The following is an 18,446-nucleotide window of genomic DNA, read 5'->3' as shown; positions in this document are numbered from 1 at the left end:
CCTGCGTAATCTCCCTTACGCAGGCTTATTTTTTGCCTGCCGTTTAAACTCCCTGAATATCCCAATTCAAATCACTTTTATCAGGCGAAAAAAAACCGGGCATTGCGCCCGGCTGATTAGGTGATTAAAGATTAATGTGCTGCTTCTGGCTTGTGCTTTTGCGCACTCTGGAAGCCATAGGTCAGCTCATTTTTCTCTTTATCCAGCGCAACGGTCACCTGGCCACCATCCACCAGCGAACCGAACAGCAGTTCGTTAGCCAATGGTTTTTTCAGGTTATCCTGGACCACACGCGTCATTGGACGTGCGCCCATTGCGCGGTCGTAGCCTTTCTCTGCCAGCCAGTCACGTGCTTCCTGACTCACTTCCAGAGAGACACCTTTCTGATCCAGCTGTACCTGAAGCTCGACGATAAACTTATCAACAACCTGATGAATCACCTCGGTAGAGAGATGATCAAACCAGATAATGTTGTCGAGACGGTTACGGAATTCCGGCGTAAACACTTTTTTGATTTCGCCCATTGCATCAGTACTGTTGTCCTGATGAATCAACCCAATCGATTTACGCTCAGTTTCACGCACACCAGCGTTGGTGGTCATGACCAGCACCACGTTGCGGAAATCCGCTTTGCGCCCGTTATTGTCGGTCAGCGTACCGTTATCCATCACTTGCAGCAGCAGGTTAAAGACATCCGGGTGCGCTTTTTCGATTTCATCCAGCAGCAGTACCGCATGCGGATGCTTAATAACAGCATCGGTCAGCAAACCGCCCTGGTCGAAACCGACATACCCCGGAGGCGCACCAATCAGGCGGCTAACGGTGTGGCGTTCCATATACTCGGACATATCAAAACGCAGTAGTTCAATGCCGAGTGCTTTGGACAACTGCACCGTGACTTCAGTCTTACCGACGCCAGTTGGTCCGGCAAACAAGAACGAACCAACCGGTTTATGCTCGTGTCCCAGACCGGCACGGCTCATTTTGATCGCTTCAGTCAGCGCCTCAATGGCTTTATCCTGTCCGAATACCAGCATTTTCAGACGGTTGCCCAGGTTTTTCAGCGTGTCGCGATCGCTCTGCGAAACGCTCTTCTCCGGGATCCGCGCAATGCGGGCCACAACGGACTCGATATCCGCCACGTTGACGGTTTTCTTGCGCTTGCTGACCGGCATCAGACGCGCACGCGCGCCCGCCTCATCGATCACGTCAATCGCTTTATCCGGCAGATGACGATCGTTAATGTATTTCACCGCCAGTTCGACCGCTGCACGCACCGCTTTAGCGGTATAGCGGACGTCATGGTGCGCTTCGTATTTCGGCTTCAGACCGTTGATTATCTGCACGGTCTCTTCTACCGATGGCTCAGTGACATCGATTTTCTGGAAACGGCGCGCTAACGCACGATCTTTTTCAAAGATATTGCTGAATTCCTGATAGGTTGTGGACCCTATCACACGGATCTTACCGCTGGAGAGCAGCGGCTTGATCAGGTTAGCCGCATCCACCTGGCCGCCCGATGCCGCACCCGCACCGATAATGGTGTGGATCTCATCGATAAACAGAATGCTGTTAGTATCCTGTTCCAGCTGTTTCAGCAGCGCCTTAAAGCGTTTCTCAAAATCACCGCGATATTTGGTGCCAGCCAACAGCGAGCCGATATCCAGGGAGTAAAGGGTGCAATCAGCCATGATTTCAGGCACATCACCCTGGACGATACGCCAGGCGAGCCCTTCAGCAATGGCGGTTTTACCGACACCAGACTCTCCCACCAGCAGCGGGTTGTTTTTTCTGCGACGGCACAGTACCTGAATGGCGCGCTCCAGCTCTTTGTCCCGGCCAATGAGCGGATCAATTCCGCCCACTCGGGCAAGCTGGTTAAGGTTAGTCGTGAAGTTCTCCATACGGTCCTCCCCGCCAGCTTGCTCTTCGTTATTTGGCTGATTCCCAGAGTCAGAAGACTGACTGGGTTCGTCTTTGCGCGTGCCATGAGAAATAAAATTCACCACATCAAGACGACTTACTTCATGCTTACGCAGCAGATAAGCCGCCTGAGATTCCTGCTCGCTGAAGATAGCGACCAGCACATTTGCGCCGGTAACTTCATTGCGCCCGGAGGACTGAACATGAAAGACCGCGCGTTGCAGTACACGCTGAAAACTCAACGTTGGCTGCGTGTCGCGTTCTTCCTCACTGGCAGGCAATACAGGTGTGGTCTGTTCAATGAAGGCTTCGAGTTCCTGACGGAGCGCCACCAGATCCACAGAACACGCTTCCAGCGCTTCGCGGGCCGATGGGTTACTGAGCAACGCCAGTAACAAGTGCTCGACGGTCATAAACTCATGTCGGTGCTCGCGCGCTCTGGCGAAAGCCATGTTTAAACTGAGTTCCAGTTCTTGATTGAGCATAGGCACCTCCCCCAATGTTTATGCCTGCATTCAGGCTTTTTCCAGCGTACACAGCAACGGATGCTCGTTCTCCCTCGCATATTTGTTCACCATCGCTACTTTGGTTTCAGCCACTTCGGCAGTAAACACGCCGCAGATAGCTTTGCCTTGATAGTGAACTGCAAGCATCAGTTGCGTTGCACGTTCTACATCATAAGAAAAGAATTTTTGTAACACGTCAATAACAAACTCCATCGGAGTGTAATCATCATTGACTAATATCACTTTATACATAGATGGCGGTTTTAGCGCGTCGCGCAATTTGTCTTCCGCCAGCAGATCGAAATCCAGCCAGTCGTTCGTCTTACCCATTGTCAGTCGTCATCTTCAGTTACGGTTTCCGGCAGAAAATCTTGCCGCTGACAAGCAGCCTATGCGCACAATCAATCTACCTCAAGTATTAGATAACTATCATCTATTAGTGCCATCCGCGACATCTGTCACATAACCGACAATAGCGTTAACTGCTTCAAATTTTGATGCATTTTTACCCTATTCCGTCTGCATGGCGCTTGACGCCCCGCCTGATTTCTCTAAATTGTAGTTTCGAGAGTTGGCGAGGTTTTGAACAGCCCCCACTCCGCCACCGGTTCATTCCATCTTACTTATATAAGATTTACGAAGGATGTCGAAGTATGGAAACGGGTACTGTTAAGTGGTTCAACAACGCCAAAGGGTTTGGTTTCATTTGCCCTGAAGGCGGCGGCGAAGATATTTTCGCCCATTACTCCACCATTCAAATGGATGGTTACAGAACGCTAAAAGCCGGACAGTCTGTCCAGTTTGATGTCCACCAGGGGCCAAAAGGCAATCATGCCAGTGTCATCGTGCCTGTCATTGAAACAGAAGCTGTCGCATAGCTCTTCTGTCTCATTGTGTACATCCCGCAGTCAAAATGCCAGCCCTTGCGGCTGGCATTTTTATCTCTGTGGCATTATTCCCGCGCCAGAGCATCTACTGGATCCAGACGTGCCGCATTCCGCGCCGGTAACCAGCCAAACAACACACCGGTTGCAGTCGAACACAGGAACGCCGTCAACAGCGCGACGGGTGAGAATCCAATTTCCCAGCCCGGCAGAAATAGCTGTAGCGTAAAAGCGATCAGCATCGACAGGCTAATGCCCAACGCGCCGCCAACCAGACACACTAACACCGCTTCAATTAAGAACTGTTGCAGCACGTCACTGGCGCGAGCGCCAACCGCCATACGAATACCAATCTCACGCGTTCGTTCGGTTACTGAAACCAGCATAATATTCATCACGCCAATCCCACCGACCACCAGCGAAATCACCGCCACCAGCGTCAGGAAGAGTTGTAATGTACGTGTGGTCTTTTCGGCGGTTTTCAAGATGCCGTCCATATTCCAGGTGAAGAAATCCTTCTTACCGTGGCGCAACGTCAACAGTCGGGTCAGTTGCTGTTCGGCCTGGGCACTGTCAAAACCATCCTTCACCCGCACGGTGATCGAGTTCAGCCACGACTGTCCCATAATGCGCCCGGACATAGTGCTGTAAGGCAGCCAGACCCGCAGGATCTTGCTACTGCCAAACATCGACTGTTTCTCTTCTGCAACACCAATCACCGTGGCAGGCATATTCCCCACCAGCACGACTTCGCCAACAACTTTCGCTTTATTGGGGAACAACTGACGACGGGTATTGCTGTCGAGCACCACCACCTGAGCGCGCCCCGCCAGTTGCTCGGCGTTAAAGGTGGTCCCTTCGCTAAATGTCATGCCATAGACGTTGAAATAGTCGCCGCTAACGCCATTAGCACTGGCAGCAACGTCGATATTGCCATAGCGTAACCGCAGGTTCTTCGACACCGCAGGCGTTACTGAACTGACCCAGGGCTGCTTCTGTAGCGCCGTCAAATCGTCATACTTCAACGCCTGTTGATATTGCGGATCGTCGTCGCCGAAGTCTTTGCCTGGATAGATATCAATGGTGTTAGTACCTATAGCGCGAATATCTGCCAGTACCAGTTGTTTAGCCGCATCGCCTACCACCACGATCGACACCACCGAAGCAATACCGATAATGATCCCAAGCATGGTCAGTAGCGTTCGCATTTTATTCGCGGCCATTGCCAGCCAGGCCATGGTAAGCGCTTCACGAAAACCGCTGACAAACTGGCTCCAGCCGGATGCCGTTTTCACCGTTGGCTCCGCAATATCGCGTCCGCCAGAGGGTTTCTGTGGCGGTGGATTGCGCACAATCTCACCGTCACGAATTTCAATGACCCGTTCGGCCTGCGCGGCGACCTGGCTGTCGTGAGTAACGATAATTACCGTATGCCCGCGATCGCGCAGCTGATGCAAAATCGCCATCACCTCTTCGCCGGAATGGCTATCCAGTGCACCGGTGGGTTCGTCGGCAAGAATAACCTGCCCTCCGTTCATCAGCGCACGCGCGATACTGACCCGCTGCTGCTGACCACCGGAAAGCTGGGAAGGTTGATAGTCAACCCGGTCACCCAACCCCAGCCGCTGGAGTAATTCCTGCGCACGCGCCAGGCGCTGCTTACGTTCAGTGCCCGCGTAGACCGCAGGTACCTCAACGTTTTGTGCGGCGGTTAAATGCGACAACAGGTGATAGCGCTGGAAGATAAAACCAAAATGCTCACGACGCAGTTGCGCTAGCGCATCACTATCCAGCGTAGAGACATCGCGTCCGGCAACGCGATACGTACCGCTGGTTGGCTTATCCAGACAGCCGAGAATGTTCATCAGCGTCGATTTACCCGAACCCGACGCCCCGACAATCGCCACCATTTCCCCGGCCTGAATGCTCAAGGATACGTCCTTCAATACCTCAACCTGGCCTTCACCTGACGGATAGCTGCGGCGGATATGGCTCAGCTCAAGCAATGCTGTCATTTTGCAGCTCCAGCGTTGCCCTCACCGGTAATGACTTCATCCCCCTCTTCCAGCCCTTTCACGATCTCCACATCGGTGTCATTACGCGCGCCGATAACCACTTCACGTTCGCGGGTTTCGCCGTTACGCAGTAGTCTGACGTTATAGCGGTTGTTGCCAATAGGATCGCCCAGCGCCGACAGCGGGATGGTCAGGACATTTTTGACATCAGTGAGCTGGATATGGACCTGCGCGGTCATATCCAGACGCAGGATCCCTTTCGGGTTGGGAACTTCGAAGCGGGCATAGTAGAAAATCGCATCATTCACTTTCTCTGGCGTCGGAAGAACATCTTTGAGCTTACCTTCATAGCGTGTTTGCGGATCGCCCAGCACGGTAAACCAGGCCTTTTGCCCAGGATGCAGGTGAATTACATCAGCCTCAGAAACCTGCGCTTTTACCAGCATGGTGCTCATATCCGCCAGCGTCAGAATATTAGGGGCCTGCTGGGCGGCAATAACGGTTTGCCCTTGCAGGGTAGTAATTTGCGTTACTTCGCCAGCCATTGGCGCAACGATGCGGGTGTAATCAAGGTTGGTTTTTGCCGTATCGAGAGAGGCCTGATTACGCTTAATTTGCGCGTCAATTGTGCCAATTTGCGCCTGTTTGACCGCCATTTCGGTGGCCGCCGTGTCGAGATCCTGCTGTGAAACGGCCTGAGTTTTCGCCAGCTGTTGTTGGCGGGAGAGAGTGACCCGCGCCAGCTTCCACTCAGCTTCGGCTTGTAAACGCTGGGCGCGCAATTCCATCAGCGTCGCTTCAACCTCTTTGATTTGGTTTTGCGCCTGTTCAGGATCGATAACACCGAGCAACTGATCTTTTTTCACTTTATCGCCAATCGCAACCGACAGCGTTTTTAACTGCCCGCTGACCTGTGCCCCGACGTCAACTTTACGCAGCGCATCCAGCTTACCGGTCGCCAGCACGCTTTGTTGCAGATCGCCAGGTCGAACAATTAATGTTTGATACTGAGGTAAAGGCGCATTAAGCGTTCGCCAAAGTGCAATTACCGCCACAATAAGGATGACGGCGAACAGAAAATAGCGTTTTTTGATTTTTCCCTTGAGCTTCATAAATGTCCCAATACCCCCAATACGTCCACCAGAGTGGAGTGCTAATCATCAACGTTAAATAAATCGCCGTTGAAAAGCGCAAGAATAACAGAGTTATTGATGAATGGTTAAGATCCGCTGTGCTGAAATTAGTACAAGGGTATCAATCGGATTTATATTATGAGTCAACTAACTGAAAGCACTTTTCTTTCCACCAAACCAGTCACGCGTTTTGGCCTTTTTTTCAGCCTGAGCAGCGGTCATTTACGGCCCGCACATTGCTGGGATAAACGGAGCTTTCGTCGTAAATTTATCTGGCGTTCATTATTGATACCCCGTCTCACTCAGGAATGGATGACTGAACTGGCCCAATGGCCGGATCTTGGCCCCCTGCTCGCCCGTCAACCCCGACTGCCGGTTCGTTTGCACCGTCCTTATCTTGCAGCAAACTTCTCCCGCAAAATGCGTTTAGATGCGGTGCGTTTTCATTACCATTTTATCCGCCACGCATTCTTACCCGCTGAATTTAACGCCTTATTAAGCAATGACGGCTTACATCTGGCGCAAACCGAAGGTAAAGACGGCGATATATTTACCATCACCATGATGATGTTTCCGGTACTGGATAAAGAGGGTGAAGCCACCATTCAGGTGCGCAATGGTCACGGAGACGTGCTAACCAAAATGACGTTTACGTTCTGCGAATATAATGGGAAAAGTACATTATTTATTGGCGGTGTGCAGGGCAATGCGCAACTACCACACGAAGCAATCCAAAAAGCAACGAAGTCCTGCCATGGAATTTTCCCAAAACGTATTGTGATGGAAACCATTTGCCGTTTAGCCGAACAGTTGAATATTGAAAAAGTTATGGCTGTAAGTAATGAACAGCATATCTTTCGCAGTCAACGCTACCACGATAAAAACAAGGTGATCCATTCTGACTACAACGCTTTTTGGGAGTCGGTTGGCGGTGAGTGCGACAGCAACGGGTACTATCATATTCCACGCACGCTGGCGCGAAAAAGCGAGGCGGATATTGCCAGCAAAAAACGCGCAGAATACCGCCGCCGCTATCAGCTACTGGACAGCATCCATTCGCAGCTGTCGTCGATGTTTCGCCACTAATCCGCTCTGCCGCGTGCCAGCCACAGCACGCGGGAAAACATTTTTCGCAGCAGCGTTGGCACCGCATCAACGCCCCGCCGCCCGGCTTCCATCGCCACCTCAATGGCCAAATCCGGTTTTGACGAACGATGTATCGCCTTGGAGATAATTTTGCGCATATTCATAGGCACATTCTCCGGGATTTGCGCCACCCGGTGAAAGACGTCAGCAAACCCCTGGCGATACATAAAGTGTTCCATATCCAGCGCGGGGAGCATGGTCAAATGCTCACGCTCTTCCTCTCTGTCGTCATTCAATAAGCTACGTACCGTGGCCGCGTACTTTTTCCCGGCTTCATCGCCATCGACCAGCACATGCCACTCTATCCCCATCCGGCGGGCGAATTTAACCAGCGGCTTAAGACCGGACTGGGCAAATTCAATGACTTTAATCCCTTCTGCATCAAAGTGGTGTCCGCACTGGCGGGCCAGTTCGTTAATAACCCATGTTTCCGTTTCACCTTCCACCAGCAGCCAGCAGCGGGCAAACAACGATGACGCACGATTAAAACGAATATGAAATGCGATTCGCCGACCATCTTCTGCACTGATCCCACCCGGCCCCAGCCGCCAGGCAGCGACGCGGGATGATTCACGTACCAGACGAACAACATGCTCAACAGGCGTAAGGGACAGCAGCTCACCAGAGTTGGTGGTCGCCACTCGCTGCAGAGGCAGTAAATTCAACAAGTGCCAGGCCACCGACAGCATGATGGGATGTAAACGCGTTTCCGGATCTTCCACCAGCAGTAAAGGTCGGGCGTCTTTATCCAGCCTTAGCGTGCCTTTGGCCTGCAACAAGGTCGAAAACAGGCCCAACAGAATAACCCGGTGCGTACGTCCGCCGGGTTTATCAATCATGCGGTTAATAATGTCCAGATAGCGCCAGCTCCGTTGTTCGTTATTGGAGCGACGGCGCATCAGACGGTAGCGGGACTGGCCAGCCCCCTGCTCGGAAAAATAGTGCTCCAACAACTGAACCATGGCCGATAACCCCTGGCGGATCTGCCCGTCGGTCAGGTTTTGCGGCCGGGTAGCCAGCTCACGCGCCAGAAAATCCAGTTGGCGGGCGGTGACTTCGACATCCGCCGAGTCCGGCACGGTACCGTTGCGGATCCGTCGCATAAATCGCGCGTCGCGCAGACGCAGTACCGGCATCAGACGCACAAGGTGGCGCGCCTGATCGTTAATGTCATCGAGAGGTAATGGATGGCCGTCGCCATCAAGAAAACTGCGTAAGGTCAGAACGCTACCGTCATCCGCACACTCGCCTTCCAGGCGATAAAAAATGCGGTGATAGCCATCCTGGCAAGGCGTCCAACTGGCTTCCAGAGGACGATAGCGACGCACCCGGTGACGACCCGGCTGGGATTCACGAAACGTCAGGATAATGTGCAGGTGGTGTTCCCTGCCCTGTATATCACCCGGCGGGAACCAGAAATCCTCGCGGACAAAATGATACAAGTCTGACTCCGGCGACAGCAGCAGGGTCAAGGCATCCAGCAGACTGGATTTACCCCACGCGTTCTCCCCAATCAGCACGTTGCTCTGCTCCAGCATCAACGACAGACGGTTAATACCGCGAAATCCAACAATCTCAACGCGTTCGAGAATCATATAGCCTCCGGAAATGCTAACTTTTTCCTTCAAGTTATCAGGAGTATAACGGCAAGCGGGCGCTCAGGACACCCGATATCAATCTGGTGTGAATCGCAAAAGCAAAAAAAATAAGAATATTCTTCTTATGTTTTCTCCTGAATATAATTTCAGAACTTAATCATCGTCCTTTCGCTAATTGAACTATGCTTCATTCACCCAAGATTCAAAAAGGAATCGCAACATATTGCCTTAAATCAAATTTTTTCATCAATTTAACTGGCGAAGGGATGATATTTTTTTCTAAAATACCCGCTCTTCCATCATCGTCCCTTTTAGCGATGAATTACCGGGCAAGGAACACGAACCCGGAACTTTTAATTGAGGTGGTTATGTTCAGGAAATTAGCAGCTGAATTCTTCGGTACGTTTTGGCTCGTTTTTGGTGGGTGCGGTAGTGCAGTGCTGGCAGCCGCATTCCCGGAATTGGGAATTGGATTTGCCGGTGTCGCGCTGGCATTCGGCCTGACAGTATTAACCATGGCATTCGCTGTGGGTCATATTTCAGGTGGGCATTTTAACCCGGCGGTAACCTTCGGTTTATGGGCTGGCGGTCGTTTCCCGGCAAAAGATGTTATTGGTTACGTTATTGCTCAGGTTGTAGGCGGTATTGTTGCAGCTGCGGCACTGTATCTTATTGCCAGCGGTAAAGCAGGTTTTGATGCAACGGCCAGTGGTTTTGCTTCGAACGGCTTTGGTGAACATTCACCAGGCGGTTATTCCATGCTTTCTGCCGTCGTCATTGAAATTATTCTGACCGCAGGTTTCTTATTAGTGATCCACGGCGCGACCGATAAACATGCTCCGGCAGGTTTTGCACCTATCGCAATTGGTCTGGCGTTAACACTGATTCACTTGATCAGTATTCCGGTCACCAACACCTCCGTGAACCCGGCACGTAGTACCGCAGTAGCCATTTTCCAGGGCGGCTGGGCATTGCAACAATTGTGGTTCTTCTGGGTCATGCCGATTATCGGTGGGGTTCTCGGCGGTCTTATTTACCGCACCCTGCTGGAAAAACGCGATTAATCGCTAACAAAAAGGCCTGGCGAAAGTCAGGTCTTTTTTTTCCTCTCTATATTTCCTTTTATTTGCAACTTTACTCCCCTCTTTGCATTGAGTAGTGTGTATACCCGTTATACTTCAAGTTGCAGATGTGTTGACTGCGCTCGCTCCCCCCAGTCACGTACTTATGTACGCTCCCGGGGATTCACTCCCTTGCCGCCTTCCTGCAACTTGAATTATTTAGGTTATAGTGACGCATTTCGTCTTACTTCTCAGCAAGGATCTGATTTTCATGTTTTCAGGGCTGTTAATCATTCTGGTTCCCCTTATTGTGGGCTACCTTATTCCGCTCCGGCACAGGGCTGCATTACAACTTATCAATCGCCTGTTAAGCTGGATCGTCTACCTTATTCTCTTTTTTATGGGTATTAGCCTGGCGTTTCTGGATAATCTCGCTAGCAACCTGTTAGCCATTCTTCATTATTCTGCGGTCAGCGTGACGGTCATTATACTGTGTAATATTGCGGCGCTGTTCTGGCTGGAGCGTTCGCTGCCCTGGAGACACAACCACAAGCAAGAAAAGCTCCCCTCGCGAATTGCAATGGCGCTTGAGTCGCTTCAGCTTTGCGGCGTCGTCGTCATCGGCTTCCTGCTCGGCCTCACTGGGCTTCCCATTCTGCAGCATGCCACCGAAGCCAGCGAATATACGTTAATCTTTTTACTGTTCCTGGTGGGGATTCAACTGCGCAACAGCGGCATGACCTTAAAGCAAATTGTGTTGAACCGTCGGGGGATGATCGTGGCCGTCGTCGTCGTCGCCAGTTCGATGCTGGCGGGGGTTATCAATTCCTTGATCCTCGGTCTACCGCTGAAAACCGCGCTGGCGATGGCATCAGGTTTTGGCTGGTATTCCCTGTCCGGTATTCTGTTAACCGAATCGTTCGGGCCCGTAATTGGTAGTGCCGCCTTCTTTAACGACCTGGCCCGTGAGCTGATCGCCATTATGTTGATTCCAGGAATGGTGGGCCGCAGCCGCTCTACCGCGCTGGGATTATGCGGCGCGACATCAATGGATTTCACCCTGCCCGTTTTACAACGCAGCGGCGGTCTGGAAATGGTCCCGGCAGCCATCGTCCACGGCTTTATTCTGAGTCTGTTAGTACCTCTGCTGATGGCGTTTTTCTCCGCCTGACGCCGGGACAAATACCTCTCTGGCGGTAGTCAGCTACCGCCAAAATTGCGCTAAATCAATCTCCCTGCAAGTAGTAGCAGAAATCCCTTTTATCCCTTCGCGCACAGGCATAACCTTAAACATGTATATCAAATATAACTTTAAAAGGTGTGACCATGTTTTGTGTGCAATGTGAACAAACCATCCGTACTCCGGCAGGAAACGGCTGCTCTTACGCGCAGGGTATGTGCGGTAAAACGGCTGAAACCTCCGATTTGCAGGATCTGCTGATTGCTTCCCTACAAGGTCTGTCTGCATGGGCTGTTAAAGCACGTGAATACGGCATTATCGACCATGAGGTTGATAACTTTGCGCCGCGTGCATTCTTCTCCACGCTGACTAACGTTAACTTCGATTCCCCGCGTATTGTTGGCTATGCCCGTGAAGCTATCGCCATGCGCGACGCCCTAAAAGCGCAATGCCTGAACATCGACGCGAACGCAGCGGTCACCAACCCGATGGCCGATCTGCAACTGGTCAGCGACGATCTGGGCGACCTGCAACGTCAGGCCGCTGAATTTACCCCGAACAAAGACAAAGCAGCCATCGGCGAGAACATTCTCGGCCTGCGTCTGCTGTGTCTGTACGGCCTGAAAGGTGCGGCAGCTTACATGGAGCACGCGCACGTTCTCGGTCAGTACGACAACGAAATCTACGCTCAGTACCACAAAATCATGGCGTGGCTGGGTACCTGGCCTGCCGATATGAACGCTCTGCTGGAGTGTTCAATGGAAATCGGCCAGATGAACTTCAAAGTGATGAGCATTCTGGACGCCGGTGAAACCACCAAATACGGCCACCCGACCCCGACTCAGGTCAACGTAAAAGCAACCGAAGGTAAGTGCATCCTGATCTCCGGTCACGACCTGAAAGATCTGTACAACCTGCTGGAGCAGACCGAAGGTACCGGTGTTAACGTTTATACCCACGGTGAAATGCTGCCGGCGCACGGCTACCCGGAACTGCGTAAGTTCAAGCACCTGATCGGCAACTACGGCAGCGGCTGGCAGAACCAGCAGGTAGAGTTTGCCCGCTTCCCAGGTCCGATCGTCATGACCTCTAACTGCATCATCGACCCGACCGTTGGCGCGTACGACGACCGTATCTGGACCCGTAGCATCGTCGGTTGGCCGGGTGTGAGCCACCTCGAAGGCGACAACTTCGGTCCGGTTATCGCTCAGGCACAGCAGATGGCTGGCTTCCCGTACAGCGAAATCCCGCACCTGATCACCGTAGGTTTCGGTCGTCAGACCCTGCTGGGCGCTGCTGATACCCTGATCGACCTGGTGAGCCGCGAAAAACTGCGTCACATCTTCCTGGTTGGCGGTTGTGACGGTGCACGTGGTGAACGTAACTACTTCACCGACTTCGCCACCAGCGTGCCGGATGACTGCCTGATCCTGACCCTTGCTTGCGGTAAATACCGCTTCAACAAACTGGAGTTCGGCGATATCGAAGGTCTGCCGCGTCTGGTGGATGCTGGTCAGTGTAACGATGCTTACTCTGCCATCATCCTGGCGGTAACCCTGGCTGAGAAACTGGGCTGTGGCGTGAACGATCTGCCGCTGTCTCTGGTGCTCTCCTGGTTCGAACAGAAAGCGATTGTTATTCTGCTGACCCTGCTGTCTCTGGGCGTGAAAAACATCGTCACTGGCCCGACTGCACCTGGTTTCTTCACACCGGATCTGCTGGCAGTTCTCAACGAGAAATTTGGTCTGCGTTCCGTGACCACCGTTGAAGAAGACATGAAGCAACTGCTGAACGCGTAAGGAGTAAAGAATGACAATGCCAACTCATCAGTGCCCATGGCGGATGCAGGTTCACCACATCCATCAGGAAACGCCGGATGTATGGACAATTTCGTTGCTGTGCCACGATTATTATCCTTACCGCGCCGGGCAATATGCACTGGTCAGCGTACGTAATTCAGCGGATACACTGCGTGCTTACACCATTTCTTCAACGCCGGGCGTTAGCGAGTACATCACGTTGACCATCCGCCGGATTGACGATGGCGCAGGTTCACAGTGGCTAACCCGCGACGTGAAGCGCGGCGACTATATCTGGCTGTCGGATGCAATGGGTGAGTTCACCTGTGAAGATAAAGCGGAAGACAAGTTCCTGATGCTGGCCGCCGGCTGTGGTGTTACGCCAATCATGTCAATGCGTCGCTGGTTGGCAAAGTACCGCCCACAAGCGGATGTACAGGTAATCTTTAACGTTCGCTCGCCGCAAGATGTCATTTTTGCGGACGAGTGGCGCGAATATCCGGTGACATTAGTTGCTGAAAACAATGCCACAGAAGGTTTTGTTTCCGGCCGACTGACGACCGAACTGCTGAAAAGCGTACCGGATCTGACCTCGCGTACCGTGATGACCTGTGGCCCGGCACCGTATATGGATCTGGTCGAGAAAGAAGTCAAAGCGCTGGGTGTGACGCGCTTCTTTAAAGAGCAGTTCTTCACACCTGTTGCCGAAGCCGCCACCAGTGGCCTGAAGTTTACCAAGCTACAGCCGGCGAAAGAGTTCTACGCGCCAGTGGGCAGTACGCTGCTGGAAGCGCTGGAAAGCAACAAGGTTCCGGTTGTCGCCGCATGCCGTGCAGGTGTTTGCGGCTGCTGCAAAACCAAAGTGGTTGACGGTAACTACACGGTCAGCAGCACTATGACGCTGACCGACGCAGAAATCGCTGAAGGTTATGTGCTGGCTTGTTCCTGTCATCCGCAGGGTGATTTAGTGCTGGCGTAATTGGCCGGGATCTGATGTGCAAAAGGCCGCCTGGCTGTACCGGGTGGCCTTTTTTTATGCTGTCAGGCGTTGCAAAATTCTGATGTTTTCACTCTCCCCGCAAATTATCGACCACACTTACCCTGCGCAGATTAAACATAATACCCGACTAGCACGTCGAACTTTCTACAAGGATCCCCATGAAAAAAGTGGCCATTGTCGGCGTCGGTCCCACCGGGATTTATACGTTTCATGCCCTGGTTGAGCGCGGTGAACCGCTGGAAATAGAGCTTTACGAGCAAGCTGAAGAGGCGGGCGTTGGCATGCCTTACAATAGCGACAACAACGCAGACCACATGCTGGCAAATATAGCCAGCATTGAGATCCCACCGATCTATATCAGTTATCTGACGTGGCTTCAGAATCAAAGTGATGACTATCTGGCCCAGTTTCAGATTGAACGCGCGTCTTTGCATGAGCGGCAATTTTTGCCCCGCGTGATCCTCGGCGACTATTATCGCGATCGTTTTTTAGCCATTGTCGAGAAAGCGCAACAAGCCGGTTTCACGATTCGCGTACATGAATCAAGCGAAGTCACCGACCTGCGAGCAGACCCGAATGGGGTTTCTTTGTGGATCAACCACGCGTCACAGCCCGTTGAGGTGGATTTCGCCGCTATCGCCACTGGTCATCTGTGGCCTGAAACGGATGCTCAGGAACGCAAATTTTTCCCCAGTCCGTGGACCGGTCTGATGGACGCGCAGATTGGTGCTTGCCGGGTAGGGATTCTGGGCACCTCGTTAAGTGCTATCGACGCAGCGATGGCTGTGGCCAGTCAGCATGGCACCTTCACTACCAATACCGACCATTCACTGCAATTCACACCTAAATCCGACAGTCAAAACCTGAAACTGACCCTGATGTCGCGCAGCGGGGTACTGCCTGAAGCGGATTTTTACTGCCCCCTTCCGTATGAATCGCTGAATATCGCGACGCCAGAAGCAATTGAAGATGCCATTGCCCATGGACAAAACGGATTACTGGACCGCATCTTTCAGCTTATGGCGCAACAACTGCAAGACGCAGCGCCAGGCTGGTGCCAACAGGTGGCGCTTGCGACGCTTAACGCCGACACGTTCCCCGAAGTCTATTTCGCCGACAGGCTCAGGCATGACCCTTTTGACTGGGCGAGACGTAACCTGGTAGAAGTTGAGCGCAACAAGCAGAAACAACATACCGTCGCCTGGCGCTATACCTTGCTGCGCCTGCACGAGGTTATCGAGGAGATAGTCCCTCATCTTGATGCCCGCGACGAAAAACGTTTCAAGCGCGGACTGGCGCGGGTATTTATTGATAACTATGCGGCAATCCCGTCAGAGTCAGTTCGCCGACTGCTGGCGCTGCACGAAGCTGGGCTGATTGAGATCCTCGCGCTTGGCACAGATTATGAGCGCATGAATGAACAGGAAATGACGGTAATTTCCCACCACGGTCAGCGCAGCGAATTTGATGTGTTTATTGACGCCCGAGGACAACGGGCATTGCAGAGCAAAGATATCCCGTTCCCAACGCTACGCGATCAACTGCTGGCCTGTGGCGATGAGATCCCGGATATCGGCGAAGATTACACGCTGCAAGCGCCGGAAAACGCCCGCAATCGCATCGCTTTTGGCGGGCTGCCGTGGTTAATGCACGATCGTCCGTTTATTCAGGGACTGGTGGTCAGCGCTGAAATAGGCGCCGCGATGGCAAGGGCATTGACGCAGCGAGCGCTGAGACGTCGGCACAAACTATGGAACAGTGACGACATATAGATTAGCGACAAATTGAACGACGAGGCGGAGCAATGCTACGCTTTCCCGCCTCGGTATTGACTCTCAGATGGTAACTATCGCCAGGCAGAATTCCCGGCAACGGAGTAACGCCCCGCCCCCAAAAACGCCACGGCCAGCGCGCCGATAAAGAAATAAACCAGACTTTCAATCGCCCATGCACCGGTTTTATCCAGTGTCCAGGTTTCACCCATCCCGACCATCAGCCACGCCACAACCATCGTAAACGCCAGCCCCAACGCCGCCGGACGCGTCAGGATGCCAAGAATAATCAGGCACGGTGCCACGACCTCTCCCAACAGAACGCCATACGCAATAAAGCCTGGTAAACCTTTCGCTATCAACATACCGCTGATGCCATCAATACCCGCAAAGAGTTTATGCAGCCCATGAAACAGCATCAGCCCACCTACGGCAAAGCGTAACAATAACTTGCCAAAATCTTCGTGGGTCAGTACTCGGTTAACTGAATTTAATAGTTTTATAACCATTTGAATTTATTCCTTGTTTCACCATATCCAAAACAAACTACGCTTAATACAGGTTAAATGAAACCTGCCGGAAATAAGGGGGAAATGAGAAGCATAACTATTATCTTCATCTAAACTTGTAACCGGTATCACATTAGAGGAGAAGGAAAACCATGAAACAAACGGTTGCCGCTTTTATTGCTAAAACACTCGAACAGGCTGGCGTAAAACGCATTTGGGGTGTAACGGGTGATTCGCTAAATGGTCTGAGTGACAGTCTGAATCGTATGGGAACAATTGACTGGATGCCAACCCGTCATGAAGAGGTTGCAGCCTTCGCTGCGGGCGCTGAAGCGCAGTTGACGGGCGAACTGGCCGTCTGCGCAGGCTCGTGCGGGCCAGGCAACCTGCACCTGATCAACGGGCTGTTTGATTGTCACCGTAACCACGTCCCGGTACTGGCAATCGCCGCGCATATTCCCTCCAGTGAAATAGGCAGCGGTTATTTTCAGGAGACCCACCCGCAAGAGTTGTTCCGCGAATGTAGCCACTATTGCGAGCTGGTTTCCAGCCCAGAACAGATCCCACAGGTGCTGGCAATTGCCATGCGAAAGGCGGTGCTCAACCGCGGTGTTTCCGTGGTGGTTTTACCCGGTGACGTGGCGCTAAAACCTGCACCTGAAAGCGCCACCACGCACTGGTATCATGCGCCGCTCCCGGTGGTGACTCCACAAGAAGAAGAGCTGAGAAAACTGGCGCAACTGCTGCGCTACTCCAGCAATATCGCCCTGATGTGCGGCAGCGGGTGCGCCGGTGCGCATAAAGAACTGGTTGAGTTTGCGGCTAAAATTAAAGCGCCGATTGTTCACGCCCTGCGTGGTAAAGAGCATGTTGAGTACGATAACCCCTATGATGTGGGTATGACCGGGCTGATTGGCTTTTCATCCGGCTTCCATACCATGATGAATGCCGACACGCTGATCCTGCTTGGCACCCAGTTCCCCTATCGCCCGTTCTACCCCACCGACGCCAAAATTATTCAGATTGATATCAATCCGTCGAGCATTGGCGCGCACAGTAAAGTGGATATGGCGCTGGTAGGCGATATTAAATCCACTCTCCGTGCCCTACTGCCTCTGGTGGAAGAGAAAACCGAGCGGCAATTCCTGGACAAAGCGCTGGAGCACTATCGCGAGGCGCGTAAAGGGCTGGATGATTTAGCCAAACCCAGCGATAAAGCCATTCACCCGCAGTATCTGGCGCAGCAGATCAGCCACTTTGCCGCTGACGATGCCATCTTTACCTGCGACGTTGGTACGCCAACGGTGTGGGCAGCACGCTATCTGAAAATGAACGGCAAACGTCGCCTGCTCGGATCGTTTAACCACGGGTCGATGGCGAATGCCATGCCGCAGGCACTCGGCGCACAAGCGACCGAACCAGGACGCCAAGTTGTGGCAATGTGCGGTGACGGCGGCTTTAGCATGCTGATGGGAGACTTTCTGTCGGTTGTCCAAATGAAGCTGCCGGTGAAGATTATTGTCTTCAACAACAGCGTACTGGGATTTGTGGCGATGGAGATGAAGGCTGGCGGTTATCTGACCGACGGCACTGAACTGCACGACACCAACTTCGCGCGGATTGCCGAAGCCTGTGGCATTACAGGCATTCGCGTGGAAAAATCCTCAGAGGTTGATGAAGCGCTACAAAGGGCGATGTCGATTGACGGCCCGGTGCTGGTCGATGTGGTGGTGGCGAAAGAAGAGCTGGCGATCCCGCCGCAGATCAAACTCGAACAGGCCAAAGGTTTTAGCCTGTATATGCTGCGTGCAATCATCAGTGGACGCGGTGATGAAGTGATCGAACTGGCGAAAACGAACTGGCTCAGGTAAAACATCCTTATTAAATCACACACAAAATCATTCATGATGCCTCAAGGCG

General features: G+C 52.5%; 14 protein-coding genes. 8 read left to right on the top strand and 6 right to left on the bottom strand.

Translation table 11 applies throughout. The features are described 5' to 3' along the window. Positions 1–131 precede the first annotated feature (131 nt). Both clpA and clpS read right to left on the bottom strand, forming a co-directional pair. The gene (gene clpA / locus JQN59_RS08605) at positions 132–2,408 is read right to left on the bottom strand and encodes an ATP-dependent Clp protease ATP-binding subunit ClpA (protein WP_003036804.1); all 2,277 of its coding nucleotides are present in this window, start codon (positions 2,406–2,408) and stop codon (positions 132–134) included. Between the two features lie 30 nt (positions 2,409–2,438). Further along, on the bottom strand, positions 2,439–2,759 hold the full coding sequence (gene clpS / locus JQN59_RS08600; protein ID WP_003036810.1) for an ATP-dependent Clp protease adapter ClpS: 321 nt from the start codon (positions 2,757–2,759) through the stop codon (positions 2,439–2,441). Between the two features lie 323 nt (positions 2,760–3,082). Between clpS and cspD the strand changes: the two genes are divergently transcribed. Further along, positions 3,083–3,307: a cold shock-like protein CspD gene (gene cspD / locus JQN59_RS08595; protein WP_003834283.1), complete on the top strand. Its 225-nt coding sequence runs from the start codon at positions 3,083–3,085 to the stop codon at positions 3,305–3,307. Positions 3,308–3,381: 74 nt separating this feature from the next. Here cspD and macB read toward each other — a convergent pair whose 3' ends face one another. Beyond that, positions 3,382–5,328 carry a macrolide ABC transporter ATP-binding protein/permease MacB gene (macB, locus tag JQN59_RS08590; protein ID WP_048215946.1) on the bottom strand — a complete coding sequence of 649 codons (1,947 nt, stop codon included), beginning with the start codon at positions 5,326–5,328 and terminating at the stop codon, positions 3,382–3,384. Further along, positions 5,325–6,440: a macrolide transporter subunit MacA gene (gene macA, locus JQN59_RS08585; protein ID WP_008785219.1), complete on the bottom strand. Its 1,116-nt coding sequence runs from the start codon at positions 6,438–6,440 to the stop codon at positions 5,325–5,327. The genes macB and macA overlap by 4 nt, the downstream gene beginning before the upstream one ends. Positions 6,441–6,599: 159 nt before the next feature. Here macA and JQN59_RS08580 point away from each other — a divergent pair, with 159 nt between their 5' ends. Next, positions 6,600–7,547, top strand: a complete 948-nt coding sequence (locus JQN59_RS08580) for a VirK/YbjX family protein (protein WP_149607997.1) — start codon at positions 6,600–6,602, stop codon at positions 7,545–7,547. Here the strand turns inward: JQN59_RS08580 and JQN59_RS08575 are convergent. Then, positions 7,544–9,202, bottom strand: a complete 1,659-nt coding sequence (locus JQN59_RS08575; RefSeq protein WP_003834292.1) for an ATP-dependent endonuclease — start codon at positions 9,200–9,202, stop codon at positions 7,544–7,546. The genes JQN59_RS08580 and JQN59_RS08575 overlap by 4 nt on opposite strands. Before the next feature lie 371 nt (positions 9,203–9,573). Between JQN59_RS08575 and aqpZ the strand changes: the two genes are divergently transcribed. The 5 genes from aqpZ to JQN59_RS08550 all read left to right on the top strand — a co-directional run bounded on the left by aqpZ (position 9,574) and on the right by JQN59_RS08550 (position 16,017). Continuing rightward, a complete protein-coding gene (aqpZ, locus tag JQN59_RS08570) occupies positions 9,574–10,269 on the top strand; it encodes an aquaporin Z (RefSeq protein WP_003840208.1) in 696 nt (231 codons plus the stop codon). A gap of 268 nt (positions 10,270–10,537) precedes the next feature. Continuing rightward, the gene (locus tag JQN59_RS08565; protein WP_103014216.1) at positions 10,538–11,437 is read left to right on the top strand and encodes a lysine exporter LysO family protein; all 900 of its coding nucleotides are present in this window, start codon (positions 10,538–10,540) and stop codon (positions 11,435–11,437) included. 155 nt (positions 11,438–11,592) lie between these two features. Then, positions 11,593–13,245, top strand: a complete 1,653-nt coding sequence (gene hcp, locus JQN59_RS08560; protein WP_149607998.1) for a hydroxylamine reductase — start codon at positions 11,593–11,595, stop codon at positions 13,243–13,245. 10 nt (positions 13,246–13,255) lie between these two features. Next, positions 13,256–14,224 (top strand): NADH oxidoreductase, encoded by a 969-nt coding sequence (gene hcr / locus JQN59_RS08555; RefSeq protein WP_003027256.1) that lies wholly within the window; start codon positions 13,256–13,258, stop codon positions 14,222–14,224. A gap of 179 nt (positions 14,225–14,403) precedes the next feature. Further along, complete coding sequence (locus tag JQN59_RS08550) at positions 14,404–16,017, top strand: FAD-NAD(P)-binding protein (protein WP_048215943.1); 1,614 nt, start codon at positions 14,404–14,406, stop codon at positions 16,015–16,017. A gap of 74 nt (positions 16,018–16,091) precedes the next feature. Here the strand turns inward: JQN59_RS08550 and JQN59_RS08545 are convergent, their stop codons facing one another. Next, positions 16,092–16,526 (bottom strand): DoxX family protein, encoded by a 435-nt coding sequence (locus JQN59_RS08545; protein WP_149607999.1) that lies wholly within the window; start codon positions 16,524–16,526, stop codon positions 16,092–16,094. 152 nt (positions 16,527–16,678) lie between these two features. Between JQN59_RS08545 and poxB the strand changes: the two genes are divergently transcribed. Further along, positions 16,679–18,397 carry a ubiquinone-dependent pyruvate dehydrogenase gene (poxB, locus tag JQN59_RS08540; protein WP_149608000.1) on the top strand — a complete coding sequence of 573 codons (1,719 nt, stop codon included), beginning with the start codon at positions 16,679–16,681 and terminating at the stop codon, positions 18,395–18,397. Positions 18,398–18,446: the final 49 nt, after the last annotated feature.

Origin of the sequence: Citrobacter sp. B72, from assembly GCF_016894305.1 — a bacterium.
GTDB lineage: Bacteria > Pseudomonadota > Gammaproteobacteria > Enterobacterales > Enterobacteriaceae > Citrobacter > Citrobacter portucalensis.
This window is presented reverse-complemented; position numbering and strand designations above follow the sequence as displayed.

Coding starts and splice junctions, on each gene's coding strand:
- clpA (WP_003036804.1), bottom strand. CDS start 2,408: ATGCTCAATCAAGAACTGGAACTCAGTTTAAACATGGCTTTCGCCAGA.
- clpS (WP_003036810.1), bottom strand. CDS start 2,759: ATGGGTAAGACGAACGACTGGCTGGATTTCGATCTGCTGGCGGAAGAC.
- cspD (WP_003834283.1), top strand. CDS start 3,083: ATGGAAACGGGTACTGTTAAGTGGTTCAACAACGCCAAAGGGTTTGGT.
- macB (WP_048215946.1), bottom strand. CDS start 5,328: ATGACAGCATTGCTTGAGCTGAGCCATATCCGCCGCAGCTATCCGTCA.
- macA (WP_008785219.1), bottom strand. CDS start 6,440: ATGAAGCTCAAGGGAAAAATCAAAAAACGCTATTTTCTGTTCGCCGTC.
- JQN59_RS08580 (WP_149607997.1), top strand. CDS start 6,600: ATGAGTCAACTAACTGAAAGCACTTTTCTTTCCACCAAACCAGTCACG.
- JQN59_RS08575 (WP_003834292.1), bottom strand. CDS start 9,202: ATGATTCTCGAACGCGTTGAGATTGTTGGATTTCGCGGTATTAACCGT.
- aqpZ (WP_003840208.1), top strand. CDS start 9,574: ATGTTCAGGAAATTAGCAGCTGAATTCTTCGGTACGTTTTGGCTCGTT.
- JQN59_RS08565 (WP_103014216.1), top strand. CDS start 10,538: ATGTTTTCAGGGCTGTTAATCATTCTGGTTCCCCTTATTGTGGGCTAC.
- hcp (WP_149607998.1), top strand. CDS start 11,593: ATGTTTTGTGTGCAATGTGAACAAACCATCCGTACTCCGGCAGGAAAC.
- hcr (WP_003027256.1), top strand. CDS start 13,256: ATGACAATGCCAACTCATCAGTGCCCATGGCGGATGCAGGTTCACCAC.
- JQN59_RS08550 (WP_048215943.1), top strand. CDS start 14,404: ATGAAAAAAGTGGCCATTGTCGGCGTCGGTCCCACCGGGATTTATACG.
- JQN59_RS08545 (WP_149607999.1), bottom strand. CDS start 16,526: ATGGTTATAAAACTATTAAATTCAGTTAACCGAGTACTGACCCACGAA.
- poxB (WP_149608000.1), top strand. CDS start 16,679: ATGAAACAAACGGTTGCCGCTTTTATTGCTAAAACACTCGAACAGGCT.